The sequence below is a fragment of the Microvirga sp. P4_A5 genome (assembly GCF_056402495.1).
Genome location: NZ_JBFUHH010000001.1, coordinates 93,360 through 117,668 on the forward strand (window position 1 = coordinate 93,360; position 24,309 = coordinate 117,668).

The 24,309-nt window shown below is 64.1% G+C and carries 20 protein-coding genes; 10 read left to right on the top strand and 10 right to left on the bottom strand.

Annotated elements, in window-relative coordinates; translation table 11 throughout:
- Window positions 1-25 precede the first annotated feature (25 nt).
- A complete protein-coding gene (copM, locus tag AC1DVM_RS00495; protein ID WP_477251045.1) occupies window positions 26-406 on the top strand; it encodes a CopM family metallochaperone in 381 nt (126 codons plus the stop codon).
- A 3-nt stretch (window positions 407-409) separates the two neighbouring features.
- Here copM and AC1DVM_RS00500 read toward each other — a convergent pair whose 3' ends face one another.
- Entirely contained in the window at window positions 410-1,216 is an 807-nt protein-coding gene (locus AC1DVM_RS00500; RefSeq protein WP_477251046.1) for a hypothetical protein, read from the bottom strand.
- Between the two features lie 376 nt (window positions 1,217-1,592).
- Between AC1DVM_RS00500 and AC1DVM_RS00505 the strand changes: the two genes are divergently transcribed.
- Window positions 1,593-2,624, top strand: a complete 1,032-nt coding sequence (locus tag AC1DVM_RS00505; protein WP_477251048.1) for an aspartate-semialdehyde dehydrogenase — start codon at window positions 1,593-1,595, stop codon at window positions 2,622-2,624.
- Window positions 2,625-2,698: 74 nt separating this feature from the next.
- On the opposite strand, the gene AC1DVM_RS00510 is transcribed toward AC1DVM_RS00505, so the two are convergent.
- The 3 genes from AC1DVM_RS00510 to AC1DVM_RS00520 form a co-directional block, all read right to left on the bottom strand.
- Entirely contained in the window at window positions 2,699-6,199 is a 3,501-nt protein-coding gene (locus AC1DVM_RS00510; protein WP_477251050.1) for a Calx-beta domain-containing protein, read from the bottom strand.
- Between the two features lie 41 nt (window positions 6,200-6,240).
- The gene (locus AC1DVM_RS00515) at window positions 6,241-6,567 is read right to left on the bottom strand and encodes a hypothetical protein (RefSeq protein ID WP_477251052.1); all 327 of its coding nucleotides are present in this window, start codon (window positions 6,565-6,567) and stop codon (window positions 6,241-6,243) included.
- A 261-nt stretch (window positions 6,568-6,828) separates the two neighbouring features.
- Window positions 6,829-7,773 carry a threonine/serine dehydratase gene (locus AC1DVM_RS00520; protein WP_477251053.1) on the bottom strand — a complete coding sequence of 315 codons (945 nt, stop codon included), beginning with the start codon at window positions 7,771-7,773 and terminating at the stop codon, window positions 6,829-6,831.
- Window positions 7,774-7,841: 68 nt separating this feature from the next.
- On the opposite strand from AC1DVM_RS00520, the gene AC1DVM_RS00525 reads away from it, so the two are divergent.
- Both AC1DVM_RS00525 and AC1DVM_RS00530 read left to right on the top strand, forming a co-directional pair.
- Entirely contained in the window at window positions 7,842-8,183 is a 342-nt protein-coding gene (locus AC1DVM_RS00525) for an imelysin family protein (RefSeq protein ID WP_477251356.1), read from the top strand.
- Window positions 8,184-8,310: 127 nt separating this feature from the next.
- On the top strand, window positions 8,311-10,059 hold the full coding sequence (locus AC1DVM_RS00530) for a diguanylate cyclase (RefSeq protein WP_477251054.1): 1,749 nt from the start codon (window positions 8,311-8,313) through the stop codon (window positions 10,057-10,059).
- Window positions 10,060-10,131: 72 nt separating this feature from the next.
- On the opposite strand, the gene AC1DVM_RS00535 is transcribed toward AC1DVM_RS00530, so the two are convergent.
- The 6 genes from AC1DVM_RS00535 to AC1DVM_RS00560 all read right to left on the bottom strand — a co-directional run bounded on the left by AC1DVM_RS00535 (window position 10,132) and on the right by AC1DVM_RS00560 (window position 19,189).
- Window positions 10,132-12,168 carry a TRAP transporter permease gene (locus AC1DVM_RS00535; protein WP_477251056.1) on the bottom strand — a complete coding sequence of 679 codons (2,037 nt, stop codon included), beginning with the start codon at window positions 12,166-12,168 and terminating at the stop codon, window positions 10,132-10,134.
- Window positions 12,169-12,265: 97 nt separating this feature from the next.
- Window positions 12,266-13,252, bottom strand: a complete 987-nt coding sequence (locus AC1DVM_RS00540) for a TAXI family TRAP transporter solute-binding subunit (RefSeq protein WP_477251058.1) — start codon at window positions 13,250-13,252, stop codon at window positions 12,266-12,268.
- Window positions 13,253-13,379: 127 nt separating this feature from the next.
- Entirely contained in the window at window positions 13,380-16,193 is a 2,814-nt protein-coding gene (locus tag AC1DVM_RS00545; protein WP_477251059.1) for a peroxidase family protein, read from the bottom strand.
- A gap of 260 nt (window positions 16,194-16,453) precedes the next feature.
- Window positions 16,454-16,837 (bottom strand): DUF488 domain-containing protein, encoded by a 384-nt coding sequence (locus tag AC1DVM_RS00550; RefSeq protein ID WP_477251060.1) that lies wholly within the window; start codon window positions 16,835-16,837, stop codon window positions 16,454-16,456.
- Between the two features lie 73 nt (window positions 16,838-16,910).
- Entirely contained in the window at window positions 16,911-17,906 is a 996-nt protein-coding gene (locus tag AC1DVM_RS00555) for a D-cysteine desulfhydrase family protein (RefSeq protein ID WP_477251061.1), read from the bottom strand.
- On the bottom strand, window positions 17,903-19,189 hold the full coding sequence (locus tag AC1DVM_RS00560; protein ID WP_477251063.1) for an NAD(P)/FAD-dependent oxidoreductase: 1,287 nt from the start codon (window positions 19,187-19,189) through the stop codon (window positions 17,903-17,905). The genes AC1DVM_RS00555 and AC1DVM_RS00560 overlap by 4 nt, the downstream gene beginning before the upstream one ends.
- A 188-nt stretch (window positions 19,190-19,377) precedes the next feature.
- On the opposite strand from AC1DVM_RS00560, the gene dapF reads away from it, so the two are divergent.
- The 6 genes from dapF to AC1DVM_RS00590 all read left to right on the top strand — a co-directional run bounded on the left by dapF (window position 19,378) and on the right by AC1DVM_RS00590 (window position 24,251).
- On the top strand, window positions 19,378-20,232 hold the full coding sequence (dapF, locus tag AC1DVM_RS00565; RefSeq protein ID WP_477251065.1) for a diaminopimelate epimerase: 855 nt from the start codon (window positions 19,378-19,380) through the stop codon (window positions 20,230-20,232).
- A complete protein-coding gene (locus tag AC1DVM_RS00570) occupies window positions 20,232-20,987 on the top strand; it encodes an amino acid ABC transporter ATP-binding protein (RefSeq protein WP_477251067.1) in 756 nt (251 codons plus the stop codon). The genes dapF and AC1DVM_RS00570 overlap by 1 nt, the downstream gene beginning before the upstream one ends.
- 51 nt (window positions 20,988-21,038) lie before the next feature.
- Window positions 21,039-21,830 carry an ABC transporter substrate-binding protein gene (locus tag AC1DVM_RS00575; RefSeq protein WP_477251069.1) on the top strand — a complete coding sequence of 264 codons (792 nt, stop codon included), beginning with the start codon at window positions 21,039-21,041 and terminating at the stop codon, window positions 21,828-21,830.
- Window positions 21,831-21,899: 69 nt separating this feature from the next.
- Window positions 21,900-22,595, top strand: coding sequence for an amino acid ABC transporter permease (locus AC1DVM_RS00580; RefSeq protein ID WP_477251070.1), 696 nt, complete (start codon window positions 21,900-21,902; stop codon window positions 22,593-22,595).
- A gap of 4 nt (window positions 22,596-22,599) precedes the next feature.
- Window positions 22,600-23,286 (top strand): amino acid ABC transporter permease, encoded by a 687-nt coding sequence (locus AC1DVM_RS00585; RefSeq protein ID WP_477251072.1) that lies wholly within the window; start codon window positions 22,600-22,602, stop codon window positions 23,284-23,286.
- Window positions 23,286-24,251 carry a 1-aminocyclopropane-1-carboxylate deaminase/D-cysteine desulfhydrase gene (locus AC1DVM_RS00590; protein WP_477251073.1) on the top strand — a complete coding sequence of 322 codons (966 nt, stop codon included), beginning with the start codon at window positions 23,286-23,288 and terminating at the stop codon, window positions 24,249-24,251. Before AC1DVM_RS00585 ends, AC1DVM_RS00590 begins: the two co-directional genes overlap by 1 nt.
- Window positions 24,252-24,309: the final 58 nt, after the last annotated feature.

A 24,309-nucleotide genomic window follows, 5' to 3' on the forward strand; every position in this document is an offset into this window, starting at 1 on the left:
CGGCTTTCGTTCGAGGATCAACCTGATGAGAAAAAGCTTCATCGCTCTTACGGCCGCCGGGGTTTTCCTCGCGACCGCCGCGCTCGCTCAGGGCACCAAGCCCGGTGGCCATGCGGGGCATTCGATGCCGGCGCCCGCGACCGCCGCCGAGACCCCCGCCACCAAGGCCTATCGCGAGGTGAATGCCAGAATGCACCGCGACATGGACATCGCCTTCACGCAGGATGCGGACGCCGACTTCGTGCGCGGCATGATCGCGCATCATCAGGGCGCCATCGATATGGCGAAGGTGGCGCTGAAATTCGGGCGCGACGAGCAGGTCGGCAAATGGGCGACCGACATCATCCGTGAGCAGGAACGCGAGATCGCCGAAATGCAGGCGTGGCTGAAGAAGCGCGGTCTCTGAGCTTCAGCGCAGGGCGCTCGCCGACGGACCCGGCAACGCCTTGACGGGCTTCGACCCGGCGGCCACGTTTCGCGCCTCCGGAGCGCAATGATCGACGCGGCTGCGCTCGGCGCCGGCAAAGAGCGCCGAGACGCTGGGATCCGTGCCCAACGCCGTCATCGCATCGAGGAAGCAGGCGACGCGCTGGGCCGAGATGCCCGGTTCGCAGAGCCAGCCCTGGAACCCGAACGCCGCATCGTCGTCGCGGAAGCGGAAGGCCTCGCAGGCCTGCTCGGCCGGGCCCGCCAGCGTGACGGGGGCGCTTTCGACCGGGCCGAATTTCGTGGCGATCATCGCGGTCTGGCCGCTGCGCTCGACCGCAAGTCCGGCCTCCGCGGCGCGGCGCACCAGATCCACGTAGAAGGTGCGCGGCGCGACCGGAATGCGGTGGCTCATCGTCACGCGGGCATAGCGGGACGTGCCGGGCGCGCCGACCACCAGCGTGTCCTCGCGCCCGCCTCCGGAATGCTGCCGAGCCTCGGCGATTGCCGACCCGAGGGTCTTGTCGAGGCCGTAGGCGGCGGTGGAATTGAGGATCTGCCAGGTGGGCGGGGGAGCAATCAGTACCGTGGCGGGAACGGCCCCGGGCTGGTTCGGCACCTTCAGGGCCGCTTCGTGCTCGGCCAGATAGGCGAGCCCGGCGATGCAGAGGCCGGAAGACAGGCTCATGCGAAACCAGGGAAGACGCCGTCTCGCGCGCGGAAGCGGCCGTTCGTCGCCGGAATCGAACAGCTCGTCGTCGTCCTCGTCCAGCTCGATGGCCCTCGGCATGAGATTCCCGACCCGACGCGCCCTTCGCGTCCGAACCCGTGTTCTACCGTATCATCGGGCGCGGATCGAAGGCTTTTGCCCGGCAGCGTGAATCGGAGGTTACCGACGCGGCGGCAGCCGCGGCGAACGGATTTGCTTGACGGCGAGCTGAGTTTGATGTGTTTCTGCCAAAACCGAGCCGAGACCGGCTCCGGATGGACGATGGCAATGACGCTGCTCACCCTGACGACGAGCAAAACGAAAACCGTCACGACGGCCGCGACGGCCGCAATAACGGCCGCCTAAGCCTCGTCGTCCCCGGTCCTCTCTCCCCACGGGGCGAGAGGCGCACCCGACGAGGGTTCACGATTCCGGGGAGATCAACAGGAGAAGTCCAATGGGTTATAAGGTCGCCGTTGTCGGCGCGACGGGCAATGTGGGCCGCGAGCTCCTCAACATCTTGGCCGAGCGCGCGTTTCCCGCCGATGAGGTCGTGGCGCTCGCGTCACGGCGCAGCCAGGGCACGGAGCTTTCGTTCGGCGACAAGACGCTGAAAACGAAGACGCTCGACCTGTACGATTTCTCCGATGTCGATCTCGTGCTGATGTCGGCGGGCGGCGAGATCTCGAAGGAATGGTCGCCCAAGATCGCAGCCCAGGGCGCCATCGTGATCGATAATTCATCCGCCTGGCGCTACGATTCCGATGTGCCGCTGGTGGTCCCCGAGGTGAATGCCGAAGCCGTTCGCGGCATGAAGAAGGGCATCATCGCCAATCCCAATTGCTCGACCGCGCAACTCGTCGTCGCCCTAAAGCCCCTGCACGATCACGCGATCATCAAGCGCGTGGTGGTCGACACCTACCAATCCGTGTCGGGCGCCGGCAAGGAAGGCATGGACGAGCTCGATCGCCAGACCAAGGCGCTCTACTCGTTGCAGGACCTCAAGGAAGAAAAGTTTCCGAAGCGCATCGCCTTCAACGTGATCCCCCATATCGATGTCTTCATGGAGGATGGCTACACGAAGGAAGAATGGAAGATGATGGCGGAGACGAAGAAGATCCTCGACCCCAAGATCAAGCTCACGGCAACCTGCGTGCGCGTTCCGGTCTTCATCGGCCATTCGGAAGCCGTGAATGTGGAATTCGAAAAGCCGATCTCGGCCGAGGAAGCCCGCACGATCCTGCGCTCCGCGCCGGGCGTCATCGTCATCGACCGTCGCGAGCCGGGCGGCTACATCACGCCGCACGAGGCCGCGGGCGAAGACGCCACCTACGTGTCGCGCATCCGCGAGGACATCACGGTGGAAAACGGCCTGTCGTTCTGGTGCGTCTCCGACAACCTGCGCAAGGGCGCGGCGCTGAACGCCGTGCAGATCGCCGAAGCGCTGGTCAATCGCGGCCTGCTTCCCGGCCGCAAGCGCGCTGCCTGAAAAACGCGTCCGATCCGACCAGAATCAAAAACCCCCGCTGGCAACAGCGGGGGTTTTTCGTCGTGCGGGCCGGCTTAGATGATGAAGAAGTCCTTGTAGGTCATCTTCAGGTTCTTCTTGAGCGTGGCGATCTCGACCGCCTTTGCTTTGCCGGAGCCGTCGCTGTCGTAATAGAGCACGGCCTTCTTCTTGTCGTAGACAAGGTAGTCGTTCCTGTCCTTCGCCTCTTTGCCCACCGTGAAGAAAGCCTTGCTGAGCTTGCCGGGCGAAGCCTCGCTACCCTTCTTGCCGAGTTTTTTGAACACCGCATTGTCGAGCCAGATCGAATCGTCCTTGACGTTGAAATCGACGATCTTGTCGAGGTTGGTCTTCTTGTTCGGCTTCGTGTTGAACACGAAGATGTCCCGTCCCGCAGCTCCGGTCAGGACATCCTTGCCAAGGCCGCCCCACAGGATGTCGTCACCCGCGCCGCCGCCCAAGGTGTCATTCCCCGCGCCGCCCTTGAAGATGTCGTTGTCGGCGCTGCCCAGCGTGAATTCGGGATTCATGTCGGCAACGCCGATCGTCATCGCGCGGTCGAAGCTCGCGCCGGACTGGTCGGTCACACGCACGACGACCTGGTGGGAGGTCGCCTGTTCGAAGTCGAGCTTGAAGCCGTTCTTGACCACCAGCTGGTCGCCGGCGATCGCGAAACGACCTTGGGCGTCGTCGAGAAGCGCGTAGCTGAATGTGTCGCCTGTGTTCGGATCGCTGGCGCTCAGCGTGCCGACGGAGAATCCCGCGGCTGCGTATTCGCCTGCAATTCCCGGTCCGCTGAGCGTGATGCCGGTCGGAGCACCATTCACGATGCTGGGCTGGTCGTCATTGGTGATGGTGCCGACGGCGGTTCCGCCGCCGATCTTGACGGTTCCGCCTTGCGCGTTCGTCAGCCCGATCGTGAATGCCTCGTTGCCTTCGATGTTGCCATCGCCTCTGACGCGAACCGTCACGACCTGCGTGGTCGCGGTGCCGGTAAAGTTCACCGTTCCGGTCACATCCTCGAAATCCGCCGCTGTGATCGTGCTGTTCGTGGCGATGCTCCAGGTGACGTCCGTGTCGCCCGATGCGTTTGCGCGGCTTACAACGAAGGTGAAGTCGGTGAAGCCAGAATTGCCCTCCGCGTGGGTCGCGCTCTGTGGAGCGATCGACAATTCGTTCGGGGTCGGCGGCGTGTCGCCGGGATTGAAATTGATCAGGAAGTCCTTGTAGTAGGACGTCGCACCGGGGCCGCCATTCTTGTCGGTGACCTTCAGCGTGACGGTGTAGGATTCGGGATCCGTGGCACTCGGCGTGCGCGCGAACTTCAATTTGCCGCCTTCGATCTTGAACAGGCCGCCGGCATTGCCGGCGCCGCTCGAATTGCCGTTTCCGGTCGAGTCGAACGAATAGACGAGCTGGGTGTCGCCATCCGGGTCGCTCGCCATGAGCGTGCCCACCACCGCGCCGTTCCCGACCGCGCCGTCGACGGTAGCAGTGGTGCTGCCGTCCGTGAAGCTGAGGGTTGCCGGCGCTTCGTTGACGTTGTTGACGTAGACGTTCAGCGGCACGGTCGCAGATGACAGCGCCAGCCCATCCGCCGAGACCGCCTTGACCTGAAGAACGTAGTATTTGCGCAAACCGTCGGCGGTGGTCATGAGGTTCGGATCGTCCTGGAAATCCGCCTCGTAATCGACCGCGCCGATGAGCGTGATGACGCCCGTACCGGAATCGATGGCGAATTTGCCGTCGATGTCGTCATCGAGAACGTACCGCACGCTCTCGCCCGCCAGGGTGTTGGCGTGGAGGGTCGCCACGACCGTGTTGGCGGGCGCGTTCTCGTTGACGGGGGCAACGCTGCCCACAACGGTCGGCGCCGCCGGGAACTTCACCGAGAAGGTGCCATCGTCGAACCGCAGCGACTCGATGCTTCGCAAGGTGTCGTTGCCGTCGGCCCCGTTGACGTTCACGGTACCGTCAAGGTTCACGATGATTTGGTAATCCGAGCTCTGGCCGGAGAACAGCGCGGTGTCGTGACCCTCGCCGCCGTCGATCTGGTCGTCGCCGCCGGCACCCGTGAGGATGTTATTGCCGGTATTGCCGATCAGAACATTGGCCAACCCGTTGCCGGCCCCCGCGATATTCGCCGAACCCGTCAGGATCAGGTTCTCGATATCGGCGCCCAGCGTGAAGCTCACCGAGGCGCGAACCGTGTCGTCGCCCTCGTTCGCGGCTTCCGCCACCGTGTCGCCGGCATTGTCCACGATGTAGGTGTCGCCGCCGCCGCCGCCCGAGAGCGCATCCGCGCCTGCGCCGCCATCAAGAAGATTGTCGCCGGCATTGCCGGTGACGATGTTGGCCTGTGCGTTGCCGGTGCCATTGATGGCTCCGGTGCCCGTGAGGCTGAGGTTCTCCACATCGGCTGCGAGCGTAAAGCTGATCGATGCCTGCACGGTGTCGACGCCGTCCCCGGCCATCTCGAACACCGCATCGCTTTCGTGGTCGACCACGTAGGTGTCGTTGCCTGCCCCGCCCCTGAGCTGGTCGGCGCCACCGCCCCCGTCGAGGACATTGTTGCCCGCGTTGCCGTTGATGATGTTGGCCAGAGCGTTGCCGCTGCCGTCGATGTCGCCCGCACCCGTGAGGTGGAGGTTCTCGACATTGGCCGCGAGCGTGAAGCTGACCGAGGCCTGCACCGTATCGATGCCTCCGTCTGCCACTTCCGTCACCGCATCGGCGGCGTCGTCCACCACATRGGTATCGTTGCCCGCGCCGCCGCGCAGATCGTCCGCGCCTGCGCCGCCATAGAGATAGTTATTGCCGGAATTGCCCACAATCACGTTGGCGGCGGCGTTGCCGATGCCGGAGAGGTCGGCCGATCCGGTCAGTACCAGGTTTTCGACGCTGTCCGCGAGGATATGGGAGATGGAGGATTCGACCGTATCGGTGCCGCCATTGGCCGTTTCGGTAACCACGTCTCCCGCATCGTCGACCACATAGGTGTCGTCGTCGTCGCCCCCGGTCATCTCGTCGGCGCCGGTTCCGCCATCGAGCCGGTCGCTACCGGTGCCGCCGCTGAGGATATCGGCGCCGCCGCCGCCCGACAGCCGGTCGTCGCCGTTGCCGCCGAGCATCTGTTCGGTGCCGTCGCCGCCGAACGCGGTATCGGCGCCGTCGCCGAGATCGACGATCCCGCTGACAAAGCCGCCGCGGCCGTCATAAAGGTCGTCGCCGTCGAGGAGCGCGACTTTTCCCTGCAGCGTGCCCAGGTTGGTGATCTGCTCGACGCCCGAATCGCCCTCGATGGCGTAGTCGCCGATGATGGTGCCGCGATTTGTGACCGTAGCAACATTGGCGTCGGGGTCGAACACGTCCTGAAATGTCTTCACGGAGATGCCGATGCTCGCATTCCCGCCCAGAGCCTGGATGATCCCGTCATTGGTGATGAGGCTGTTCCGGTAAAGCAAAACGCCATGGGAGAGGCCAGTCACGGTGCCGGTATTGGTGAACCGCGTATTATCACCAAAATCGAAATCACCCTCGATTCCGACCGAGCCCACGACGGAGCCGCCATTCGTGATGCTGGCGTTGATGTAGTTGGCTAGAATGCCCTGAAGCCCGCCCTTGATCTGGCCGTTGTTGGTAACAACCCCGTTCTCGCCCGTTCAAGACCGGTCACCCCGCCTTCGACGATACCGGTTTCGCCGATGAAGGCCGTGGTGTCGCTCGTGCCGAAAGCGATTCCTTTAAGTTGGCCATAGACCGAACCGTAGATCGACGTTTGGATGTGCACGGTTGAGGGATCGCTGATTCCAATTCCATCGCTGCTCGTCGCGACAATGGATCCAGTTGCTGTGACGATCAGATGCTGATCCGTGTCGACCGACTGTTCCTGAGTTCGTGTGTCGGTAATATAATCAATGGCCATGATGGGTCCCCCGTTTTTTAAACGGTATTACATCACGGTAGATGGTCAACGACTAAACTGTTGTGACATATCGTTAGGCTCGACATCGCCGAACATGCGCTTATTTAAAATATTGAAATTGCAGGTGCTTTCTCCAGTTGGGCATTAGCGCAAGATAGCCTTGCCAAAAAGCAAGAAACGAAGACCCACAGGGGAATACAGACTGAGCGTGCGGAAAAAGTATTCATTCAATTCAAGGTTGTCGCAGGCGTTACGACGAGCTCAACGTGAATCGAGGCCCGTGGCCAGGTTCCCCAACTCCACATTCGCCCCGCACAGCAAGACGCCGACGCGCTCGCCCGTCGCGGGCCGGTAAGCCCCCGAGATCAACGCCGCCAGCGCCGCGGCCCCGCCCGGCTCGCTGGCGATCCGCCAGTCGCGCCAGAGGGTGGCCTGGGCGTCCCGGATCGCCGCGTCGGTGACCAAGGCCACGTGATCGACGCTGTCGCAGCAGATCGAATAGACGAGGTCGCCAACATTGCGGGCGCCGAGCGAATCCGCCGCAACCGACTCGATCTCCACATCGACCGGCTCGCCCGCCTCCATGGCGGCGTGGAGCGCGCGCGAGCCTTCGGGCTCGACACCCACCACTTTCACGCGGCCGCCCCACCAGCTGGCGACGCCGCTGATCAGGCCGCYGCCACCTACCGCCACTAGGACCGTGTCGAGGGGTGCGCCGTCCTGTTCCCATTCGAGCGCGACGGTGCCCTGGCCCGCGATGGTCGTGTCGGCGGCGAACGGGTGGGCGCGCAGCGCACCGCTCTCGGCCACATAAAGGTCGCAGGCCTCCTGCGCGTCCGCATAGCGCGCGCCGCCAATGACGATTTCGGCGCCGTGCGAGCGGATGACGGCAATTTTGGCGGGGCTTGAAATCTCCGGCACGAAAATCCGCGCCTTCACGCCGAGCATTTTGGCCGCGTACGCCACGGCGGCGCCGTGATTGCCACCGGAGGCGGCGGCGATTCCGGCATCGGGGACGGGATGCGCCAGCAACGTGTTGAAGGCGCCGCGCGCCTTGAACGAACCCGCATGCTGCAGAAATTCGAGCTTGAGGCTCACGGGCCCGTCATGGCCGAAGGCCGTCGGCAGAGTCCAGACCGGCGTGCGCCGGATATGCGGCGCGATGCGCGAATGAGCCTGTTCGATGTCGGTACGGGTGATGAGCATGACAAGCCGTTCGGAACATGAGGACGCGCATCTCTAACGCGGCATGGCGCGGGGGCCAAGCCCGCGCCATGCTCGGTGGGGCGTGGCGCGCAGAGTGGCCGACACGGCCCTGCACCAAGCTTGCCCCGCGCGATGCGTCTCGCAATACGGCCATATCAGTGGAGTCGTCCGATGAAACCGGCTGCGTCGAGTCCAATGTCGCCAGCGGCCACCAAGCCATGGAGTCCCTGCTCTGGGGACAGTCTCTCAACGGCACGAAGGCGGTTGCCCGCCCGCGTCCGGCCAGCGACTACTCGCTCGAGAATCGCGCGCACGCGAATTGCGAGCGACGCCCCACCTATCTGAAAGCCGCCACCGATCTTGGCGAGCTTGACCGTTGGGTGTGGGACAACCACGTCCGACGCCTGTGACGGCCAAGCTTGGCCGCGAAGCGCATGCCACAACTATGTGGGTACCCCTTTCGTGCACACGACGCCGGGATATGCTATCGACCATTCGTTGGCCGTCCTGTCGGCGAGCGTTCCGAGAGCCCGACCCATGAGTGCGACGACCTTCAGATCATTTCTCGCCGATCCTCGCGCGACGATAAGGCGGCGCTTCGGATCGTTGCGCCGGAAACCTGCGACGCGCTCGTCCATGCTGCCGGTTGCCGTGGTGGGCATTACGCTTCTGACCATCGCCGCGACCATCGCGGGCTTCCTCTACAATACCGGCACCCAGCGCGCACTTCTGGCCATCCGCGCCGAGAACCGGGAAGTCCGTATCGTGCAGCTCGCTCTCCTCGACATCGAATCGGGCGCGCGCGGCTTCGTTCTCTCCGGCCGCATGGATTATCTGCAGCCCTATATGGGCGGGCTCGAAGTGCTGGAAGTCTACAAGCCGACCCTTGCCGTCCTCGACCGGTTCGTGGAGGAGAGCACGCAGAGCGCACCGGGAACGAGAACGTTCTCGGCGCTGCTGGCGCATCTGCGCACCGAGGTCGGCCGCATGATTGAACTTGCTCATAGCGGCGGAATCGATCTCGCGGGCCAACGGGCGCGGCTCGATAACACCAAGGCCACGATGGACACGCTGCGCCAGTACATCGTGCAGTTTCTGACGATCCAGACAGCGGCCGCGAACAAGGCCGAGGACAGTCTGGCGCTTCTCACGCAATGGCTGCTGGTGCTGCAGATCGTCAGTGGAAGCACGGTCCTCGGGGCGTTGATCCTGGCGTTCACCGGTATGTCCAAACAGGCGCGCGCGCGCGCCGTCGCGGTGACCGAGGCGGTGCAAAGCCGCGAGCAGGTGGAGCATCTGTTCGGCATGGCCGACATGCTGCAGAGCGCAACCGGCTATGAGGATGCGAACGGCGTGCTGCGCGCCACCGCGCAGCGACTCCTGCCGGGTCTCGGCGGTGCGCTCTACATTTTCAACAATTCGCGGGACCGCCTCGATCTTTCCACCGCATGGGGCGCGGACGACACGGACCCGTCGGTCGCGCAGGTGATCTCGCCTTCGCAATGCTGGGCCCTCAAGCGCGGCAAGGCCCATGTCAATCTCGGCACGTCCGGCGCGCTCCGGTGCGGCCATGCGATCGAGGGAAAGAGCGCGCTCGAAATCCCCATGATGGCGCGCGGCGAGTTGTACGGCCTCCTGCAAATTTTCAGCAGCGACCCGACGGGCGCCTCTCTCGAATCCGTGAAGCCCCTGGCGATGGCGCTGGCGGACAGCATGTCGCTGGCCCTGTCGAGCATCGCGCTGCGCGAGCGCCTCCGCAATCAGGCCCTGCGCGATCCGCTGACCGGACTCTACAACCGGCGTTTCATGGAAGAGGTGCTCGAAAGCTTCACGGTCCAGGCGGAGAGACGCAAGGCGCCGATTTCCGCCATCATGATCGATCTCGATCATTTCAAGCAGCTCAACGATCAGCACGGTCACGCGGCGGGCGATGCCGTGCTGCGGGACGTGGCCGGCGTGATCATGGCAGCGCTTCGAAAAACCGACATCGCGTGCCGGTATGGCGGCGAGGAATTGATCGTCCTTCTGCCTGACAGCGATCTCGATATGGCGGTGGCGAAAGCGGAGGCGATTCGCATCAAGATCGCCGACCTGTCGTCAGTGGAGGGGGTCACGGTGAGCGCCTCGATGGGCGTGGCGTCGATCCCCGAAACCTCCGCGGGGGCGGCGGAACTCACCGCCATGGCGGATGCGGCGCTCTACAAGGCCAAGCAGAGCGGCCGCAACAAGGTGATGAGTGCCCCTATGCGGCGGCAGAGCGTCGGGCGCCTCGCCGAGATCCGCTAGATCGTCTGTGGTCTCGTGAGGCGCTCCTGTCCCGACCGAGCCGGAACAGGAATTCTCGAACGCGCCGTTCCCTCAGACCGTTGCCGGCACGGGTCCCGCGCGCCAGGCCACGAGGTGCCTGACGACGATCGGGATGATCAGCAACCCGCCCAGCAGCGTCGAATAGAGCTCCGGCGCGATCAGCAGCAGCGCCGCGACGATCAGCACGATCCGCTCCCAGCCGCGCGTCGCCACGAGGAACCAGCCCGACAGGGAGGCGCTGAGACACGTGATGCCGAGGGCGCAGCCGACGAATGCCAGGGTAAAATTCGCCCAGGTGAAATCCGACGTCACCAGCAGCAGCGACGGCGAGAAGACGAAGACGAACGGGACAAGCACTTTGCCAAGGCCGAGACGGAAGGCCGTGTTGCCGGTCTTGAACGGATCCGCGCCCGCCATGCCGGCGGCGGCGTAGGCCGCCAGCGCCACCGGCGGCGTGATGTCAGCCAGCACGCCGTAATAGAAGACGAAGAAATGCGCCACGATGGGCTCGACGCCGAGCAGCACGAGAGCCGGCGCGGCGATCGTCACCATGATGATGTAGTTCGCCGTCGTTGGAATGCCGCAACCCATCAGGATGCAGACGGCGCCCGTCATCACGAGGGTGAACAGCAACGTGAGGGTCGTGGGCGCTGCAAACCAGGTCGGCAGGATCGCGCCCACGAGGTCCGCGAGGTTGGCGGCCGTCGACGTGACGATGAAGGACAGCTTGAAGCCGACGCCCGTGAGGGTCACCACTCCGACCACGATGCCGACCGTTGCGGCGGCGGCACCGACCGCGAGCGCATATTTCGCGCCGTCGCGCAAACCCTCGAAGACCTCCCCGATGGACATGCGTCGGCGCGGGTTCAACAGACCCACCGCGATGCAGAGCGTGATGCCCCAGAACGCCGCCAGATAGGGCGTATACCCAGCCACCAGAATGCCGATCAGGGCGATGAGCGGAATGACGGTTGGCCAGTCGCGCCGCCAGGCTTCTTTCAGGTCCGGCATCTCGTCCGGGCGCAGGCCGCGCAGCCCGTTGCGCTTGGCCTCGAAATGGACCTGCATGAACACGCCGAAGAAGTGCATGAAGGCCGGGACGATGGCGGCCAGGATGATGGTGCTGTAGGGCAGGCCCAGGAACTCGATCATCAGGAAGGCGGCGGCGCCCATGATGGGCGGCGTGATCTGACCGCCGGTGGAGGCGGTCGATTCGACCGCGGCCGCGAAATGCTTCTTGTAGCCGAGGCGGATCATCGCCGGAATCGTCAGCGAGCCGACCGTGACGGTGTTGGCGACGGACGAACCGGAGATCATGCCGAACAGCGCCGAGCCGAAGATCGACACCTTGGCGGGGCCGCCCGAATACCGGCCCGCCACCCAGGCGGCGTTGTCGAGGAAAAGCTGTCCGAGTCCCATTCGGGTTGCGAAGACTCCGAACAGGACGAAATGGAACACATAAGTTGCCACCACGCCGAGCGCGATGCCGTAGATGCCCTGGCTCGTCAGATAAAGGTGATCGATCAACTGCGAATACGTGGCGCCGGGATGCACGAGGATGCCCGGCATCGATTGGCCGTAGATCGCGTAGGCCATGAACAGGATGGCGATGATCGGCAACGGCCAGCCCACTGACCGGCGGGTCGCCTCGAGCAGCACGACGATCAGCAGTCCGCCGAGGATCACGTCCGTGCGGGTGGGATTACCGACCCGGAACGCCAGATCGTCCAACGGAATGAGCGGCACATGGCAGACCGCGATGACGGCGCCGATCGCGAGCGCCCAATCGATCACCGAAATGCCGAGGGGCCGCAGAAGCGTGGATTTCGTCGGCTGGTCGTAACCGCGCTTGGAAAACGGGAAGACCAGGAACACGAGCCCGAGGACGAACGACAGATGGATTCCGCGATGGATCATCTCGGGCAGCAGGCCGAAGCCCGCCGTGTAGTAATGGAACAGGGACAACACCACGAGGAGCCCGCCCACCAGCTTCGCGGCGAGCGGCGCCAGCGGCCGGAAACGGATTTCGGAATCGAACTTTTCTTCGAGTTCCCGGGCTTTCGCCTCGTCGAGTTCCATTGTGGACATGAAACGTCCCCTTACGCGTCTGCGCGCGTCTTCACGTGATGATGAACGGTGAGAAAGAGAGACAGGGAGGCGACGAGCGCGCCTCCCTGATCGGCGCTTACTTCAGGACGCCGGCTTCGCGGTAGAACTTTTCCGCGCCCGGATGCAGCGGAATGCCGAGACCGCTGGTAGCGTTCTGCAGCGTGATCAGCTTGCCCTTCGCGTGGCCGGCATCGAGCAGCTTGCGCGAATCGGCGTTCCAGACCGACTTGACGATCTTGTAGACCAGATCTTCGGGCTGCTTGGCGCTGGTCACCCACTGGGCATTGACCGAGATGGTCGGCGTCTCGCCGACGCCCTGGTACACACCGGTTGGCACCGTGTCCTTGGCGAAGAACTTGTACTCGCCCAGCAGCTTCTCGACCGGCGCGCCGTTGATCGGCACGAGTTCGATGCCCGACGAGGTGGCGAGTTCGGAGATGGCTCCGGTCGGATAGCCGCCGACGAAGAAATAGGCGTCGAGCGCGCCATCGCGGAGGCGATCGCCGGCCGGGCCGGGTTTCAGGTATTCGGCGTGGACGTCCTTTTCGGTGAGCCCGAAAGCGGTCAGCACGAGGCGCGCATCCACCAGCGTTCCGGAGCCGGGCTCGTCCAGCGACACGCGCTTGCCCTTGAGATCGGCCACCGACTTGATGTTGGCGCCCTTGCGCGCAACCAGATGGATGGTCTCCGGGTAGAGGGTGGCAATCAGCCGAAGATCCTCGACCTTGCCCTTGCCTTCATAGAGGCCCGTGCCGGTGTAGGCCCAAAAGGCCACGTCAGACTGCGTGAAGCCGGATTCCGACGAGCCGCCCTGGACCGCGTTGATGTTGGCGACCGAACCGTTCGACGCGACCGCCGTCGAGACGAGCCCGGGCACGCCCTTGCCTTCGGAACCCGAAATCGCATTGGCGATCAGGCCGCCGATGGGGAAGTAGGTGCCGGCGGTGCCGCCCGTTCCGATGCGGAAGAAGGTGGGGGCCTGCGCGGCGGCGACGCCTGCGAATGTCAGGCCCAAGACCGCTGTCGCGCCCAATACCCAGCGCCGAGCGACGTGATTCGTCATGATTTTTCCTCTCTGGACGTGTGGCACATGCCACCTGATCGTAAGATCGCCAGAGAGTGCATATGTGCGACCGGCTTTCAAGGCGACTTATTTCTTAAGGCACCCGCATCGCCGGTGGAACCCCCGCTCAGACGATGAAGAAATCCTTGTAGGTCATCTTCAGATGCTTCTTCAGCACCGCGATCTCGACCGCCTTGGCGCCTCCCGTGCCGTCTGAATCGTAATACAGGATGCCGGTCTTGCCGTTGTAGAACACGTGATCGTTCGAATCTTTCGCGTGGTCGCCGAGCGTGAAGTAATTTTTGCTGAGCTTGCCGGGTTTCGTCTCGCTTCCCTTGCCGATCTTCTTAAAGACCGCATCGTCGAGCGCGATCGAATCGTACTTGACGCTGTAATCCGCGATCCTGTCGAGATTGGTTTTCTTGTTCGGCCTGGTGTTGAACACGAAGGTGTCGGAGCCGGCACCCCCCGACATCCTGTCGTTCTCCGCGCCCCCATAAAGACGGTCGTTGCCGCTGTCGCCGAACAGATAATCAATGCCGCGCCCGCCATAGAGCTTGTCGTTTCCGACATTGCCGTACAATCGGTCATTGCCGCCAAGCCCGTCGAGACGGTCGGGCCCGCTTCCGCCCATGAGGATATTGGCGAAGGCATTGCCCGAAAGGTTGACCCCATTTCCGCCGGTAATGATCAAGGCGTCGATTCCGGAATCGGCCGCGAGCGTATAATTCACGCTGGCATAGACCGTGTCGTAGCCACTCGAATCGAACACGATGTCGAAGGCGTCATCAACGAAATAGACGTCGTCCCCCGTCCCGCCGCGCATGAGGTCCGCGCCCGCGCCGCCGTCGAGATAGTCATTGCCGTCCTGGCCGTCGAGCGTGTCGTTGCCGGCGGCTCCCTGGAGCGCGTCGTTTCCGGCCCCACCGCTCAACTGGTTGTTGCCCTGATCGCCGGAGAGCACGTCAGCGCCGGCGCTGCCGATCAGGTTCTCGATGGACACTAAGGTGTCGCCGCTGGCCTCCCCGCCCGATGCGCTGCCACTCTGCAGGTCGATCGCCACGGCCGCCGAGGCCGCATAGCTCGCGGTGTCGGAGCCGTCGCCGCCATTGAGGCGGTCGCTGCCCGCCCCGCCTTCCAGCGTGTCGTTTCCGGCTTCGCCTGCGAGCCTGTCATTCCCGGCTTGCCCGCGCAGATGGTCGTTGCCCTGTCCGCCATAGATATCGTCGTCGCCGTCGCCGCCATTGGCGACGTCGTCACCCGCGAAGCCGATGATGAGATCCTTCTTGGCAAAGCCGTTCAGGGTTTCGGCACCGTCCGTCCCGCCCACACGTTCATGCGCCGCGAAAGCGTCGTGGTACATGTACTGGAGGCCGGTATTGCGCGCGATGATGTCGGAGAGAGATGTCGATTCAATTGCCGCAATGAGATCAGGCTCTTCTGCAAACCGTTGTTCGTAGTAGAAACGGTCGCCGTCGCGAACACGCTCGAACTGCATCACTGTCAGAATCGTAAACGTTACCCCAAGCTGTGATCCCGGCGCTTTTTTCTCCAGAAGACCGCCGACGAGGGAATCGAGCTTGGTGATGTCATTGTCATAGACATCGACAAGTGACCTGAGGGTCTCTGAATCAAGATTATTGTCGCTCGCGAACTCTGCGAAATTGTCATAAGTGCCGAGACCGAGGCCTTTCCGCAAGGTGTTGTAGTCACCGACACCGTGGTCCCGCCCGCGTTGGATGTCGAAGACGTTGAGGTCGATGCTGAGAGTGACTCCGGGGTTGTTGGTGCCGAACAGAAGGTTTCGGTTGCCGTCGACAATCTTGCCGTCGATTTCCTGAGTCTGGTGCGCGAGCTGCCCGCGCACCCACTCGTCGAGATTGCCGCCAGTGCGGATGGCTTTTGACGCATTGGCGAGGTTGAATGCATCGGCGAGCGTGAAAGTGCCGGCGACGCCGCCGTTTTCCTCAAGCGTGTTCAACGAATTGCTCGATTGGTCGTGACCGAACCGAAACGCGACGGTCGCCCATTCGTTGATGACCGACGGATCGACGGATGTTTTGTATCCCGTATAATCTGCAATGGCGTTCGCTCCGAGGAGTTTGGGCAGATACTCGGAATAGATCACATGCTGCCATTCGGCCTCGGTGATCGCCCGGGCGGCCTCGAACAATTGGTTCTGGTTCCAGCCTGGAAATTTCGCCGCGAGACGGTCGACCTGATAATTATGTTCGCGCAGCCATATCGTGTGTTGGGTGATGAGCGCGGCGCTCTGGTTGGTGCGGTCGTCGCCGGAGACGAGGAGCGTTATGTCTTTCGCTCCCAGCGCCGTCGTTCCTCCGTTGATTGCGAATACGTCGTCGGTGGATACTCCGGCATCAGTCGCCACGTCCTGAAAGCTCGGCAACACACCAGAGAGAGATGTGAGCAACTTGGCCGATTGGACGGTCGCACCATTCACCACGACGTTGTCGCGCAGCAGGTCCCGCATCGCGTCGCTGGTGCCGTACACCATGGACAGATCGAGAAAGCTCGTCGCGTTGGTGATCTGCTCCTGGACCCCATTGACGGGGGTCGACAACGTGCGGCCAAAGAACGGAACGCCGTCCACACCCGACACGGGCGCACCGCCACCGGCCGCCTCGGTAATGTCGTGCGTGATGAACTGGCCGAAAAACTGGAAGAACTCATTGTATTCGGCAGCATTCGGAAGGTCGACGTCAACGCCGCCCACCTGCGGCTGCGCCAGGATCGTGTTGCTGATCGCGCGCGGCGTCGGAAGCCCGTCCACCTCCATCGCCCCGGCCCCATCCGCATAGCTGTTGTCCGAGACACGGACGTAGAGACCGGGCCTGCCGAGGCCGGCAGCGTTGTTGCCGGTTCCGTCGGAATTGCGGGCTTCGAGGTCCTCGAGGGAGGCGGGAAGAATGCCGGAACTCATGTGCAACTCCGTGTGCGCGACAGGAGGGAGGCACAGGTCTGGGGCGACAATCTTCAGACGCGGGGACGCATACTGGAAATTGTACGACGCCAAGGCTGTGCGCCTCAGCGGAGAAAAGTTTCTTCGCTTACGGCCGTCATCCTTCTCCCTTCCCGATGGGCTGACAACGTTCCTGAAGTATTACTGCGTTAGCGAATGGATCGCCGGAACCGGCCGGAACGTACTCATGAATGAGTAGGAGCGCGGGGGCTGCTGAAGCCTCACCGGCCCAGAAGGATATCGCGCAGGGCGACCGCGTTATTGCGCTTTTCTTCGCGGGCCGCGAAGACGAGCGTGATTTTCCGCTCTCTGGCGAGTTCGCGCAGGTTTTTCAGCTGCGCCTCGCTCTCCTGAAGCTCCTCCGCATAGGCTCGACGGAAGGCGTCCCATTTTTCGGGATCGTGCCCGAATCGCTTGCGCAGCGCCGTGCTGGGAGAGAGATCCTTGGCCCAATGATCGATCGCCGCTTCGTCCTTCGTCACGCCCCGGGGCCACAACCGGTCGACGAGGATGCGCGCGCCGTCCTCCGGCGAGGGGGGCTCGTAGGCCCGTTTCAGCCTGATATTGTCCGCCGGCACTGTCTTGCCCATGAAATCCCCGCCCATGAGTCCCGCCCGGTGTTCGGTCCACTCGCGACTGTGCCCTAAATGGCCGCGCGGTCAATCGTCGGCGATGTTCTCACGTAGCCGCGAAAACCTCCTCATAGGCGAAGAGCGCAAAGCTCCCGCCCGTATGCCAGAACAGAACCCGGTCGGCCGGCGTCAATCGGCCTTCGGCGACCATTGCCATGAGGCCCGCCATCGCCTTGCCGGTATAGACCGGATCGAGAAGCAGGCCCTCGCGTCGCGCAACCATCCGAACCGCGTCCGCCATCGCGGAGGTCGGAAGGCCGTAACCTTCGCCGACAAACCGGTCGTCAATGGAGATTTCGGGAACCGCACGGTCGAGGCCAAGAAGCGCGAAGGTGTCGCGGGTGAGGTCGGCGACCCTGCCGATTGCCTCCTCGCGCCGCCGGCTGACACTGACGCCCACGACCTCGGTGGATGCACCCCGGATGGAAAGCCCGGCGACCAGGCCCGCATGGGTGCCGCCGCTGCCGGTCGCCAGCACCACATGGCTGAACCCGATTCCCGCGTCCGCCGCCTGGTCGAGCATCTCGCCGGCAGCATCCACATAAGCTTGAGCCCCGATGGCATTCGAACCGCCCACCGGAATCGCATAGGGTCGCCTTCCGTCCTGAGTGCACTCCTCGGCGATCTCAGCCATGGCAACCAGCGGATCCACCTCCCCGCCGACAAGCCGGATTTCGGCGCCGAAGAGGCGGTCGAGGAGAACGTTGCCGCCGCGATGATAAAGCTCGCCTTGCCCGGGCACCGAATCGGTGAGAAGCAGGATGCAGCGCAGCCCGAGCCTCGCGGCGGCGGCCGCCGTCTGCCGCGCGTGGTTCGATTGGATGCCGCCCGCGGTGATGATCGTGTCGGCGCGCTGCATCATGGCGTCGTGCATGAGGTATTCGAGCTTGCGCGCCTTGTTGCCGCCGCCCGCGAGGCCGGTGCAATCGTCGCGCTTGACCCAGATTTCCGGGCCGCCGAGAGACGTGCTCAGAACCGTCAGGGGCTCGAGCGGCGTCGGCAGATGCGCCAGCCCGATTCTGTCTCCCGTGGCATCCCTCACGGCCGGCGCTCCCGCACGAAGTCCGCAGCCTGGTAGGCCCAATAGGTGAGTTGAGCCGCCGCGGTGCCGAACACGCCGCCGTTCCACGGCAGGCCGAAGGCGGAAAACTGCCGGAAGCGATCGCTCTCGCCCTTGATCGCCTCCGCCACCACGGTGCCGCCGATCGCCGTCGTGTTCATGCCGTGGCCGCCGAAGGCGGTGCAGTACCAGAGGCCGGGCTTGTATTGCCCGATCTGCGGCATCAGGTGGCGCGCATAGGACATCAGCCCCGACCATGCGATCTCGACCTTGAGGTCGGAGAGCTGCGGATAGGTCGTGACCATCTCGTGGCGAAGCAATTGGGCGATGTCACGGGGGTCCGTGGTGCGCGTGGTGATGCGCCCGCCCCAGAGCAGACGCGACCCGCCTTCCACGAGCCGGTAATAATCGCTCGCGCGGCGGTCGTCGCCGATTCCTGCCTTGGTGCGGATGGCGCTCGCGATCAGCTCGGGGGCGGCCTCCGTCAGAAGCACGTAGGTGCTGATCGGCAGATAGGCTCGGCGAAGGGGCGAAAAGACGTTCCCCGTATAGCCGCCTGTGGTGAACAGCACGTTCTCCGCATCGACGGTCGCGCCCGCCGTGCGGAGGCGCTTTCGTTTAGCGTCGAAATCGCCCGAGACGACCGGCGACCCTTCGCAGATCCGGCCGCCGAGGCGGACGATCTCGCGGGCCAGCGCGCGGGCGTAGTTCAATGGGTGGAAGTGGAACGAATCCTCCTCCAGCAGCGCCGCGTGGTATTTCGGTGATTGGAGAACCGCGCGCGTCTCCTCCTTGGGCAGATAGCGCAGCTTGCGGCCGAACTTCTCCTGTTGGAGATCGCGAAAGGCCCTCAGGCCGGCGCCGCCGTCGTAGCGCACGACCCGCATGATGCCCGAGGTCGGCTGGGCCTCGTCGATGGAGAGGTTCTCGATGTTGCGCCTCACGATCTCCATGCCCTCGATGGACAGGCGATAGAGATCTTCGGCCTGCGCTTGCCCGACCTTGCGCTCGATGGCTGATAGAGAGGTCGCATAGCCCGGCGTGACGAAGCCGCCGTTTCGGCCCGACGCCCCCCAGGCCACGCGTTGCGCCTCCAGCACCACCACCGACCGGCCGCTTCGCACCAGTTCGAGGGCGGCCGTCAACCCCGCGAGACCCCCGCCGACGATGCAGATGTCGGTCGAGATCGACCCCTCGGCGGGCGGATAGGTCTCGGAGGATGCCAGCGTGCGGCTGTAGTAGGAATCGACATACGAACGGGACATGCGATCTCGCGCCAAAGATACTCGGTGTTGGAAGCTTTAGGCGAAGTTCGGCCCTGCGCCAATCGATTGCCGCCGCGCTCCGTATCGGGCCAGAGGCGGCCTGCTTGACTTGCCGATGCGCAAAGACCAGTCTGCGGTCCCGCTTGCCGCCGGGTCGTAGGCAGGTTCTGTTATTGCGCGGTTCCATCTTGACTGCTGTTCCATCTCCAGGCCGGTCGTTCCTGAAAATGCATGGCCTGGGCAACGATTTCGTCATCGTCGACGGCCGCGCGGACGCGTTTTCGCCGTCGGGCGATTTCATCCGCTGGGTCTGCGACCGTCATGTGGGCGTGGGCGGCGACCAGCTTCTCGTCATCGAGCCTCCGACGGCCCCTGAGGCGGTGGCGCGGATGCGCATCTACAACGTGGACGGTAGCGAAGCGCAGACCTGCCTCAACGCGACGCGCTGCGTGTCGTCGATGCTCCTGGGCGAAAGCCGCTCCGACTCGATCCTTCTCGAAACCCTCGGCGGCCTGATCCACGCCAGCGTCGCCGGCGCCGGCGAGGTTTCGCTTCGGCTTCCGGCACCGCGCTGGGACTGGGCGAGCATTCCGCTCGCCTCCCCGGCCGACACCCTCGCGCTCGACCTTGCGTCGGGACCGCTGAGGGCACCGAGCGCCGTCAACCTCGGCAATCCGCATCTCGTCTGTTTCGTCGAGGATCGCGACGCCGTCGACGTGCCGCGTCATGCCTCCGTCCTGCAGAACGATCCCCTGTTGCCGGAGGGCGCCAATGTGGGCGTTGCCCAGATGGCGGCTCCCGACCGGCTCCGCCTCGTGGTGTGGGAACGCCCCGGCATCCTGACGCAAGCCTGCGGCAGCGGCGCCTGCGCGGCGGTCCTGGTCGCGCGGCGACGAGGCCTGACCGACGCAAGCTGCGCCACCGTCGAGATGCCCGGCGGTCTGCTTCGGGTCGAGATCCACGATGACGAGAGCATCACGCTCACCGGGCCTGTCGCGGTGGCGTTCTCGGGCAATTTTCCCGCCAATCGGAAGGTGTCGTGATGACGGCTAATCCCATCGTGGTGGTGGACAAGATCTCCAAAACTTTCCCGTCCGCGGATGGGCGCGGGTCTCATCTCGCCCTCGACGAGGTTTCTCTCACCATCGAGCCCGGGCAGGTCCTCGTCATCATCGGCCCCTCCGGCTCCGGCAAGAGCACGCTGCTGCGCACGCTGAACGCGCTGGAAAAGTTCGATTCCGGCAACATCGTCGTCAACGGCGTGGCGCTCGGCGACAAGCGCACCAATCTCGACCGGATGCGGGCCGAGATCGGCATGGTGTTCCAGCACTTCAATCTGTTTCAGCACAAGACGGCGCTCGAGAACGTCGTGCTGCCGCAGGTGGTCGTGCGCGGGCGGCCCCGCGGCGAGGCGCTGGCGCGGGCCCGCGACCTGCTCGACAAAGTCGGCATCGCCGACCGGGCCAACCATTATCCAAGCCAGCTTTCCGGTGGCCAGCAGCAGCGCGTGGCGATTGCGCGCGCGCTCGCCATGGACCCCAAGATCATGCTGTTCGATGAGGCCACCTCCGCGCTCGATCCCGAGATGGTGGGCGGCATTCTCGACCTCATGCGCAAACTCGCCCGCGACGGCATGACGATGGCGGTGGTCACCCACGAGATGGGCTTTGCCCGCGAAGTGGCGGACCGCATCATCTTCATGGATCAGGGCCGGATCGTCGAGGAGGGTGAACCGGGCGCCTTCTTCGCCTCCCCGTCGCACGAGAGGACCCGGGCCTTTCTCGACCAGATTCTCTGACGCTCGAAACGCGCCGCGGGAACGCCTATCAACCAACCAGAGGGAACACCAATGAAGAGACTTCGCAATGCCATCATGGCCGCCGTCACGGCGTGCATGGGCTTCGTCGGCGTCGCGCATGCCGACGAGATGGACGAGATTCTCAAGCGCGGCGAATTGCGCGTCGCCGTGCAGTCGCAGGGCGCACCCGTGAGCTTCGTCAACAAGAAGGGGGAACGGACAGGTCTTGCGGTCGAACTCGCCAAGATGATGGCGACCGACCTTGGCGTGAAGATCGTGTTCCAGGACTACGATTTCAAAGGCCTGATCCCGGCGCTCCTGTCCGGCAAGGTCGACCTGATCGCCGCCGACATGACCCCGACGCCGCAGCGCGCCGCGCAGCTGCTGTTCTCGCGTCCGATGTTCTACCAGGAGACGGTCGCGGTCGCTCTCAAGGATGCGCCCTACAAGGCCTGGGAAGACCTCAACAAGGAAGGCCTCAACATCGGCGCCACCCAGGCGAGCTCCTATGGCGAGGCGATCAAGAAGTTCATGCCGAGGGCGACCCTCAAGGAATTCGCCGGCGGTACGGCCGCAGTCACGCAGGCGCTGTCGGGCGGCCGTCTCGACGCGGCGGTCTCGGACCTCGGCAACGTGTCGAACTTCGTGCGTGAGTTCGGAAACCTGAAGATCCTCGACGGCATCATCACCCGCGAGCCGCTCTCCTTCGCGGTTCAGGCAAACGCCTTCCACCTGAAGATGTGGCTCGACAACTACGTGGAGCTGGTCACGGCGGATCGCCGGCTGGAGAAGCAGGTGAATTACTGGTGGAATTCCACCGATTGGGAAAAAGACCACAAGTAATCCCGATCAACCCCTTGGAGCCGGCCTTCGGGCCGGCTCTCTTCTGTGAATGCAGGCGATCGGGCTGGCATGTATTGGCTTCTCGACTTTTATAATTACCGGATTGTCGCCCAATATCTCGACCGTTTCGCGGTCGGTCTTGGCAACACGCTGACGGCCGCCGGAATCAGTCTCGTTCTGTCGGTGATCTTCGGTACGTTCATCGCCGTGGCGCTGCTCTCGGGACGCCAAGCGCTCTACCGTCCCATCGCGGCCTATGTGGCGTTCATCCGCGCGACGCCGCTTCTGGTGCAGATCTACCTCGTCTATTACGGCCTTCCCGCGCTCCTGCCGGTCGCCAAGACCTGGAGCGACATGTATTTCGGCATCGCCGCGCTGGTGCTCAACAGCGCGCCCTATATGGGCGAGATCATCCGCGCTGGTATCGAATCGGTTCCGCGCGGACAGATCGAAGGCGCGAAGGCGGTGGGCATGACCTATAACGAGCGGCTTCGCCACATCGTGCTGCCGCAGGCTTTCGCCAACACGCTGCCGCCGCTCATCGGACAGACGGCGGTGCTGATCAAGGACACGTCGCTGTTGTCCATCATCACCGTGTTCGAGTTCACGAGCGCCGGGATTTTGCTCAACAGCGAACGCGTCAGGCCCAACGAGAGCTTCATCACCATCGCGCTCGGATATCTGGCGATCTACGGGGTCATCCTGCTGCTCGCCCGGATGGTCAAGCGACGGCTGGCCGGTCCGGCCTGGAACGCACAGGGCTGATGCCATGATCGAACGCTACTGGTCCATCACCACCGCGCTGTTCCCCTTCCTGTGGAAGGGCTTCGTCGAGACGCTCTACATCTCGCTCGTGGCCATCGTGGCCGGGTCGCTGATCGGCTTCCTGATCGGAATCGTGCGCAGCCAGCGCGTGCCGGTGCTCAGCGGCGTGTTCGGCCTCTACATTCATGCCCTGCGCGGGACGCCGTTTCTGGTGCAACTCTACCTGTTCTATTTCGTGCTGCCGAATACCGGCATCTCCTGGCTGAGCTGGGATTCGGTGACGGCCGCGTTCGTCGCCCTGTCGGTCTACACGTCGAGCTACGTTGCGGAGATCGTCAAGGCCGCCATCGAGGCCGTGCCGCGCGGCCAATCCGAAGCCGCGACAGCGCTCGGGATGACGAGGCTCGAACGTCTCTGGTACGTGGTCCTGCCGCAGGCTTTAAAACTCACGGTGCCGCCCATGAGCGGCGTCTATGTGATGATCATCAAGAGCACGGCGATCCTGTCGGTGATCGGCATCTCGGAACTGACGCGCCAGGGCGAAATCTCAATCCTGCGCTTCCCCCGCGACGTGCTGTTCATCTACGGGCTGATCGCCGCCATGTATTTCGTCTATTGCTATCCGGTGCTCCGGTTCGCCCGCTGGGCCGAGCGTCGCGTCGGCGGGGCGAAGATCGTCGATCTGGACTGATGGTGCCGGACAGGTTTCCCCGGATCGATCTCGTGGGCGTCCCGACGCCGCTCGAGCCCATGCGCCGCATCGGAGCGCTGACCGGTCATCCGCTGCTCTTCGTCAAGCGGGACGATTGCATGCCGCTCGCGTTCGGCGGCAACAAGGTCAGGAGCCTCGAATACTGGCTCGGCGAGGCGCTTGCCCGCGACAGCGATATGCTGGTGATCGCGGGTGGGCTTGCCTCCAACCAATGCCGGCTGACCGCGGCGGCAGCGGCAAAGATCGGCCTCGAGGTGCAGGTGCTCTATGCGGGCGACGCGTCGCTGCCCTTGCGCGGAAATGCATTGCTGACGCAGCGCCTGGGCGCCGAGATCCGCAGGCTCGGCCCGGTGAGCGAAGCGCAGCGCGGAGCCCTCGCGCGGCAGGCTGTCGCCGATCTCGAGAAAGCCGGGCGACGCCCCTACCTCGTGGGCGATCCGCTGGTCGGGGCGCTGGGCTATGTGCGCGCCGCGCAGGAACTGGCCGAACAGGCCTTCGCGATGGGCTGCGATCTCCACCATATCATCCTTCCGGGATCGATGGGCGTCACCGAGGCCGGCATGATCTTCGGGGCCGCCTGCCTGAACCTGCCGTGGACCTTTCATCTGATCAGCGTCGAGTACGATGCCGCGACTTTGCGCCAGCGCCTCGACCGGATCCTCGGCGCACTGGCCGGAGCGCTCGGACAACAGCCCGCGGGCCTCTCCGATCGCCTGCGCATCGACGTGGCGCAACTGGGCGAAGGCTACGGTATTCCCACCGAGGCGTCCGTCGCGGCGGCGTCCCTGCTCGCCCGGCACGAGGCGCTGATGCTGGAACAGATCTATGTGGCGAAGACCTTCGCGGGGTTGCTCGATGGCATCGCCGGCGGGGCCCTTCCGCCCGACGAGGCCGCGTGCATCCTCCATACGGGCGGCACGCCGTCGATTTTCGGAGAAGGGTGACTTCTCCCCGCACGAGATGCCGTTACGGCATGACTGCTTGACAACACGGCTCTGCAAC

Bases quoted from the DNA above. Each gene is read 5' to 3' on its own strand.
- AC1DVM_RS00505 (WP_477251048.1), top strand. From the start codon at position 1,593: ATGGGTTATAAGGTCGCCGTTGTCGGCGCGACGGGCAATGTGGGCCGC.
- AC1DVM_RS00590 (WP_477251073.1), top strand. From the start codon at position 23,286: ATGGTGCCGGACAGGTTTCCCCGGATCGATCTCGTGGGCGTCCCGACG.
- AC1DVM_RS00580 (WP_477251070.1), top strand. From the start codon at position 21,900: ATGTATTGGCTTCTCGACTTTTATAATTACCGGATTGTCGCCCAATAT.
- AC1DVM_RS00575 (WP_477251069.1), top strand. From the start codon at position 21,039: ATGAAGAGACTTCGCAATGCCATCATGGCCGCCGTCACGGCGTGCATG.
- AC1DVM_RS00500 (WP_477251046.1), bottom strand. From the start codon at position 1,216: ATGCCGAGGGCCATCGAGCTGGACGAGGACGACGACGAGCTGTTCGAT.
- AC1DVM_RS00570 (WP_477251067.1), top strand. From the start codon at position 20,232: ATGACGGCTAATCCCATCGTGGTGGTGGACAAGATCTCCAAAACTTTC.
- AC1DVM_RS00585 (WP_477251072.1), top strand. From the start codon at position 22,600: ATGATCGAACGCTACTGGTCCATCACCACCGCGCTGTTCCCCTTCCTG.
- copM (WP_477251045.1), top strand. From the start codon at position 26: ATGAGAAAAAGCTTCATCGCTCTTACGGCCGCCGGGGTTTTCCTCGCG.
- AC1DVM_RS00515 (WP_477251052.1), bottom strand. From the start codon at position 6,567: ATGGCCATTGATTATATTACCGACACACGAACTCAGGAACAGTCGGTC.
- AC1DVM_RS00545 (WP_477251059.1), bottom strand. From the start codon at position 16,193: ATGAGTTCCGGCATTCTTCCCGCCTCCCTCGAGGACCTCGAAGCCCGC.
- AC1DVM_RS00560 (WP_477251063.1), bottom strand. From the start codon at position 19,189: ATGTCCCGTTCGTATGTCGATTCCTACTACAGCCGCACGCTGGCATCC.
- AC1DVM_RS00530 (WP_477251054.1), top strand. From the start codon at position 8,311: ATGAGTGCGACGACCTTCAGATCATTTCTCGCCGATCCTCGCGCGACG.
- AC1DVM_RS00525 (WP_477251356.1), top strand. From the start codon at position 7,842: ATGCTCGGTGGGGCGTGGCGCGCAGAGTGGCCGACACGGCCCTGCACC.
- AC1DVM_RS00540 (WP_477251058.1), bottom strand. From the start codon at position 13,252: ATGACGAATCACGTCGCTCGGCGCTGGGTATTGGGCGCGACAGCGGTC.
- AC1DVM_RS00550 (WP_477251060.1), bottom strand. From the start codon at position 16,837: ATGGGCGGGGATTTCATGGGCAAGACAGTGCCGGCGGACAATATCAGG.
- AC1DVM_RS00535 (WP_477251056.1), bottom strand. From the start codon at position 12,168: ATGTCCACAATGGAACTCGACGAGGCGAAAGCCCGGGAACTCGAAGAA.